This window comes from Burkholderia sp. AW33-5 (assembly GCF_053427615.1).
Genome location: NZ_JBSAXA010000003.1, coordinates 642,811 through 649,551 on the forward strand (window position 1 = coordinate 642,811; position 6,741 = coordinate 649,551).

The 6,741-nt window shown below is 60.3% G+C and carries 5 protein-coding genes and 1 pseudogene; 2 read left to right on the top strand and 4 right to left on the bottom strand.

Annotated features, from left to right (window positions below):
- Both ACV22V_RS09745 and ACV22V_RS09750 read right to left on the bottom strand, forming a co-directional pair.
- On the bottom strand, positions 1-1,131 hold the full coding sequence (locus tag ACV22V_RS09745) for an ATP-binding protein (protein WP_059692101.1): 1,131 nt from the start codon (positions 1,129-1,131) through the stop codon (positions 1-3).
- A 64-nt stretch (positions 1,132-1,195) separates the two neighbouring features.
- The gene (locus ACV22V_RS09750) at positions 1,196-1,906 is read right to left on the bottom strand and encodes a response regulator (protein ID WP_059526956.1); all 711 of its coding nucleotides are present in this window, start codon (positions 1,904-1,906) and stop codon (positions 1,196-1,198) included.
- Positions 1,907-2,130: 224 nt separating this feature from the next.
- On the opposite strand from ACV22V_RS09750, the gene ACV22V_RS09755 reads away from it, so the two are divergent.
- Positions 2,131-3,045 carry a glutaminase gene (locus tag ACV22V_RS09755; protein ID WP_059692100.1) on the top strand — a complete coding sequence of 305 codons (915 nt, stop codon included), beginning with the start codon at positions 2,131-2,133 and terminating at the stop codon, positions 3,043-3,045.
- Between the two features lie 139 nt (positions 3,046-3,184).
- On the opposite strand, the gene ACV22V_RS09760 is transcribed toward ACV22V_RS09755, so the two are convergent.
- Both ACV22V_RS09760 and ACV22V_RS09765 read right to left on the bottom strand, forming a co-directional pair.
- On the bottom strand, positions 3,185-3,568 hold the full coding sequence (locus tag ACV22V_RS09760; protein ID WP_082725396.1) for a c-type cytochrome: 384 nt from the start codon (positions 3,566-3,568) through the stop codon (positions 3,185-3,187).
- 206 nt (positions 3,569-3,774) lie between these two features.
- Positions 3,775-5,877, bottom strand: coding sequence for a DUF262 domain-containing protein (locus ACV22V_RS09765; RefSeq protein ID WP_448013671.1), 2,103 nt, complete (start codon positions 5,875-5,877; stop codon positions 3,775-3,777).
- A 477-nt stretch (positions 5,878-6,354) separates the two neighbouring features.
- On the opposite strand from ACV22V_RS09765, the pseudogene ACV22V_RS09770 reads away from it, so the two are divergent.
- Positions 6,355-6,741, top strand: a pseudogene (locus ACV22V_RS09770) (hypothetical protein); the annotation flags it as partial.

Consider the following 6,741-nt stretch of genomic DNA (forward strand, 5'->3'; position numbering starts at 1 on the left):
TCAGATCGGCCAGCTGATCTCGAAGCGCGCGCCGCCGAGTTCGACCGGATCGACGACCGCGATCCGGCCGTTGTGCGCGTGGAGCACCTGCCGCGTGATCGCGAGGCCGAGCCCGTAGCCGCCCGTGCGGCGGTCGAGGCGCACGAACGCATCGAAGATCCGCTCGCGCTCGCTCTCCGGCACGCCCGGGCCGTCGTCCTCGACGAAGATCGCGATGTTGCCGTGCTCGATCGCGATCCCGACGACGATCCGCGATGCCGCATATTTGCTCGCGTTGCGCAGCAGGTTGCGCATCGCGTACGACATCAGCCGCCGGTCCATCTTCACGCGCAGGTCCGACGCGATCGCGATGCGCGACTCGATCGCGCGCTCCGGATACAGCAGCTGCGCGTCGCTGATCTGGTGCTCGAACCACGCGACGGGCGCGGTCAGTTCGAGGTTCGACTGCAGCGAGCTGTATTCGAGCCGCGCATACGTGAGGCTCATGTCGATCAGCTCCTCGAGCTCGGTCACGTCCTGCGCGATGCTCTCCAGCGCACCGTGGTATTCGGCGGCGGAGCCCGGTTCGCGCAGCATCTCGAGCGCGAAGCGCACGCGCGCGAGCGGCGTGCGCAGCTCGTGCGAGATCCCGTTCGTCAGGTCGCGCTGCGCGGCGATCAGCCGTTCCATGCGCATCGCGAGCGCGTTCAGCGTGCGCGCGAGCGGGCCGATGATCACGCTGTGCGACTCCCGTGCGCGCGTGTTGAAGCGCCCGCCGGTGAAGTCGATCGCGCGCTCGCGCACCATCACCAGATCCGACCAGACCGGCCGCATCCACCGATACGCGGCGAGCGCGGGCGCGGCGAACACGAACGCGAGCACGATCCAGATATCGCCCGGCAGCGCGTCGAACGCGTGCCACACGACTTCCGGCGACAGCACCACGCACAACGCGAGCGCCGGCACGAGCGCGGTCAGCAGCACGAGGCCGAGCAGATGCAGGTAAGTCCGCACGTACAGGCGCGACCAGCTCGGAATGCGGTCGGCGCGCGTGTCGGTCCACGCGCGGCGGAAATGCAGCCAGCGCCATTTGACATAGCGCGGCGCCGAAAGCGGCGCTGCGTCGGGATGCGAAGGGGTGCGTCGGATCATCGCGGCTTCCGGCTATCGTGCGATGCGGGGATGAGGCGGCCGACGGCGTCGTGCCGGGCCGGCGTCATTCCCACGCATGCTTGCTGAACTGGTAACCCTTGCTGCGGATCGTCTTGATCCGCTGCGGGTTGCCCGCGTCGTCGTGCAGCTTGCGGCGCAGCTTCGAGATGCGCCCGTCGATCGTGCGGTCGAGACCGTCGAACTCGACGCCGCGCAGCTGCAGCATCAGGTCGTCGCGGCTGACGACTTCTCCCGCGTGGCACACCAGCACCCACAGCAGGTCGAACTCGGCCGACGTGAGGTCGGGTGAGCTGCCGCCCGGCAGCACGACCGAACGGTCGGTGCGGTCGATCGAGAACTGGCCGAACGTGTAGCGCTCCGGCTGCGGCGCGGCACCCTCGGCCGCGCGCGCGGGGACGCGGCGCAGCTGCGCCTTGATCCGCGCGAGCAGGATGCGCGGCTCGACCGGCTTGTGCACGTAGTCGTCGGCGCCGAATTCGAGGCCGAGCAGCTCGTCGAACGGCTCGTCGCGCGCCGTCACCATGATGATCACGCCGTCGTACTGCTTGCGCGCCTCGCGGCAGATCTCGAAGCCGTCCTTGCCCGGCAGGTTCACGTCGAGAATGACGAGATCCGGGCGCGTGGACAGGATCGCCGGCACGGCGGCGTCACCGTGCAGCACAGTGTCGACTTCGTAGTCGTTCTTGCGCAGGTAGCCGGCGATCAGCGTGGACAGGCGGGTGTCGTCTTCGACGAGCAGGATGCGAAAAGACATGGGCAACGGTCGGATCATACGGGGAGACCGTGGCGGCGGCGGGCTTGCGCCGGCCGCCGGCCATCGGCCGAAACGTACCGCATGATACTGCGCCCGCCGATTGCCCGTTTGAAGATCTGGAGAATAAGGGCGCGATGGCTGCCACGCTTGACGAATCGGCGCCGAAACGGTTCCATACGGGCTCTTTGAAAACCGGGCTCCGCGCCCGCCCTGCCTCGTACGCGATGAACTATCAGCCGATCCTCGAACGCATCCACGCCGAACTCGCCCCCTGGATCGGCCAGGGACGCGTTGCCGACTACATTCCCGAGCTCGCGAAAGTGCCCGCCGACAAGTTCGGGATGGCCGTCGTGACGCTGGACGGAAACGTTTACACCGTCGGCGACGCGCAGGAGCGCTTCTCGATCCAGAGCATCTCGAAGCTGTTCGCGTGCACGCTCGCGTTCCAGCTGCTGGGCGATGCGCTGTGGGAACGGGTCGGCCGCGAGCCGTCCGGCACCGCGTTCAACTCGCTCGTTCAGCTCGAAAGCGAGCGCGGCAAGCCGCGCAACCCGTTCATCAACGCTGGCGCGCTGGTCGTCACCGACGTGCTGTGCCGCCGCTTCGTCAAGGCCGAGACAGCGCTCGTCGAGTTCGTGCGGCGGCTGATCGGTGTTGGCGACGTCGACTACGATTCGCGCGTCGCGCTGTCGGAACTGGAACATGCCGAACGCAACCGCGCGATGGCACATTTCATGGCGAGCTTCGGGAACATGCAGATGCCGCCCGACACGGTGGTGGACGCGTATTGCCGCCAGTGTGCGATCACGATGAACTGCATCGAGCTTGCGCAAGCAGCGCTGTTTCTCGCGAACGGCGGCATTGCGCCCGTCACCGGCGAGCGGGTCGTCGATGCGAGCTCGGCGAAGCGATTGTCGGCGCTGATGTTGACCTGTGGCACCTATGACGCGGCGGGCGACTTCGTTTATCGCGTCGGCTTGCCTGCCAAGAGCGGGGTCGGCGGCGGGATCGTCGCGGTGCTGCCGGGTGACATGGCCGTGTGCGTGTGGGCGCCGGGGCTCGATGCGAACGGGAACTCGTTGGCGGGGACGCTAGCGCTGGAGTGGTTGACGACTTATACGGGGAGGTCGATTTTTTGAGGGGGCGTGGTTGGGTTTAGGCGGACCTCATTTGGCGCAATGTCGGTGGGTTCATATCGGCGGGCGCTGGTGCGTTCGACGGGGAAGTCGGTTTTCGGCAGCGATCGCCCCCATCGCGGTCAAACGGTCACCACGGTGATCATCGACTTTTGGAAATCACGTCATTCATGTATTCATTCAGATCGCGAAAATCCTGAACGGTCCATGCGTGTGGCGCCAGCTTTACGCCGTTCTCCCTCAAAGTTCTCGGAATCAGGTCTCCGTTCGGGCGAAGTATTACTGACGAGACAATGACGCCTGGATAATCATGGAGTCGCTTTTTGAACGCAGCAGTTGTGAGGTCAGGTGTGGCAGGATTGCTTTTCTTGGCCAATGGCCCGGTGCCCTTGATATCTACGCCATGGCACATCGCGCATCTCTGTATATAGAGATTTTTCCCGTTGATGTTTTGCGAGAAGGATAGCGAAGGTTGAGTCAATACCAACGCTCCTAGCGAAGCGGCGAACAATTCTCTTGCTTTCATTTGGCCTTGTCGTATCACGCAAATCGTCGGGTGGGTGAGTATAAACTCGTAATCGCGGAATGGCCGCTCTTGGCAGCAGACTCACGTGGAGGGCCGCTTCCGACCCGAAGCGGTCCGCCAGCCTGGCGCGACATCTATGTCGGCATCCGAAGTATAACGGCCGCTAATCGTCTCGAGCACCAGGGGACTTTGATGTTGCCAACAGGCTAAGCGGAGGCCGTCTCTTCCTGCCTTTCGGCGGTGAGGAACAGCAGATTTTCGCGATCGTCATCCCTGAGGGAAAATCCCCATCTTTTCTCCATGAACATCAGAAGACATTGACCGCGCTCGCGGATCTGCTCCGGCCCCCAATCATCGTTCTCCGCCACCTTGATTTCCGAATGTGAGCCATCGGAATAGCCGTTGCGGATCTTGCCGCCCGACGCGTCGTACCTAGGCTGCTTCTTGTCGTAAAACGCATCGTTCTGAAGGGAGGCGTTAATCGACATGGAAAGCAAGAGCAGATTGCCAAGCGATCCGGCATAGCGTGTCTTTTCCTTTTGAGAAAGACCCACGAACGCAGCTTCCCAGTCTGCCCCTGGCGTCTGTGGATATATATGTTCGATCGAGATACGGTCGTTTCCTGACTTCAGTAAGTCCTCCCAGTCCACCTTCTGTTGTCGGCTGTCGGAGCGGAGGTGCTGCTCGTATTCGTAAAGGAAGTGCCGCAAACCCGACCAGCCATAATAGCCCGTACCTTCCTCGAACTTCTTGAAGAGGATGCTGTGAAACTCATCGATGCGGAGCTTGCCATCCTGATCGAAGGCATACTTCAGCGAGTTATCAAGGCGTTGCGAGATTTCGGAGAGCGTCGTCTCGCCCCGGTTCAGGTCGCGCGCGACTTTATAGAACACACTGCTCCTGTAGTTCGAGCGTGCAGTGCCGATTCGGAACGCGATGAAGATGAAGCGCTCAATCCTCTCGAAGATCCAGAGCCTTTGCGCTTCCTCTTCCACAGACTTCAACACCACCATGACCAGCGGGCGGAAATATCCCATTCCGATTCGATTCAGTCGGTCCAATGCGGTCCGCTCGGCGTCCGACATGCCGACCGCGAGATGCGGATAGAACGAGTTGAACCAATGTTGAGCGGACTGGCGTAGGCTACCGACGAAGTCCCTGATGTGTTTGGGCGCAAGCTTGCTTCCGTGCGATATAGCTGGCTTCTCCGGAGCTTCGGTCATCGCTTCATCCAGGTCATCCACGTCGGTTTCTGAGCGCTGTTCCTCGACAGTTTCAAGTGTCACCGTTCTCTCGACCAAGTCGTGCACGTTCTGAGACGTGAAATATTCGTCTAGCAGGAAGTGAGCGTAGTCGCGGCCGGTATCGCGTGAATACTTGAAGTAGCTGATCCAGTGGGCGCGAAGGAAGTCGTCGTCGTTCAGCGGACGGGTCTTGTTGCGGCCAAGCTGGTAATACACCTCTTTCCACGCGTCGTTGATGTCGTCGCGAAGCGCCTTTTTGCCTGCCGCATCAACCTGCTCGTCCCCGTACAAAGTCGTGAGATAAATGAGCCGATTCTTCAGCAGTTCGAGGTCGGAAAGCTTTTTTCCACGATTGTTCATCGTCTCGAAAGCCACGAATACGTCGAACTCGTCGTCGATCGCGTACTCATTAACGAGGAGGCGCTTGGTCAGCCTCTTGAACAGATCGGCCAACCCCTGGGGGCCATTGATTCGATGGAATTCGGCAATCTGCCCGGAAAAGTACTTGCTCGCGTTGTCGAGATTCAACGTATAGAACGTTTCCTGCACTTGCTTCCCGTCAGGTTCACCCAAGATGCGAAAGCGAAGGAATTCCTCACTCGGATTGTCCTCGGTATAACCGAACAGATACGTCCGGAATCCGCCTTTCGGGTTCGTTCTAAAGAGGTAGCGCTCCTCGACGTCTGCAAGCGTCATGCTATCGGTGACGTAGATTTCCTTCGCCGACATTCCCTGATGTTGGGGAAGCGTGCGGAGAAAATTCACGAAGGCTTGGATAAAGATCACGAAGGTCGTCAGGCGCTGCTGACCGTCGACTACGTGATATAGGCAATAGGAATGGTCGTCAACGAGCCAGTGCTCTTTCGAATCCTCAGGGACCAAAGAGCCGGGGACCTCAGTCAGCGTCACAACACCCGTATAGTGGGATCGACTCGCGTTGAGGTTGACCAGATCTTCCCAGAATGCCCTCAACTGCTCATGCCGCCACGCATAGCCTCGTTGAAAATCGGGGATGCGGAATATTTTCTGAGTGAACAGGCGTTCCAGCGAGATAGGCTTTTCCATTGTCCTTGTGTTGCTTGAGTTTTTCTGATCCGCAATCGTCCGAGCCGGGGGAGCCTGCTCGACCGATCGGATGACGTCGTTGCGTCGATACGTTGTGAACCTACGGCGAATCATTAGTTTACGACATCGCCGCGCAAAACTTGAAGTGAAACGGCGGGCCGCAGTCTCAACTTCTGAGGGAGCAAAAATCGATTGGCCGGTCGAAGGGCGGGCCGCCCTCTGACTGACCGACCTACGATGCATGCGGGCGTTCGTTCCTGGCCAGCTGGGAGCGCACTCGAACTCAACCATATTAGAATACTAACGTGGGGTCCTGTTGTTGAGCATCTGCTTCGTGTCGCAGAACTGCCGATTTTGCCTGACGCAGTTCGTTAGTTTCCCCTGTTTCCGCTGTGTCACGTAGTCGCACACAGATCCCACGGCACACAGCATCTCTATAACAACGGTTAGCGTAACCCTATCGGATCGGACGCACGCATGTATAACTTGCTCGTAACAGGGAACAACGAAGGTTGGAGCGGCGAGCCTTGGCTCATCGAAACCAGTAGATGCGTCAGGGAATACACCGACACCGAAATCACGAAGCGATTCGGCGAGCTTGATGCCACTGCCGTCAACGAGCTTCAACGCTTGCCGTGTATTTTCGCTTACGAAGCGTCTTGGAAACAGGACCCAAAGTTCGGGGTTATTCGCAACATCACGCGGCGCCAAGACCAAGTTCGCATCGAGTACGAAATAAGGGACGTCAGCCCATTCCTGTCAGCGGATGACCTACAGTCGTTGGCCTTCGACTTGGACATTTCCAAGTGGGAGTTGAACAGGTCCCATTGGGCGGTGAAGGACGTCAATCTGGCTAAGGAGCTT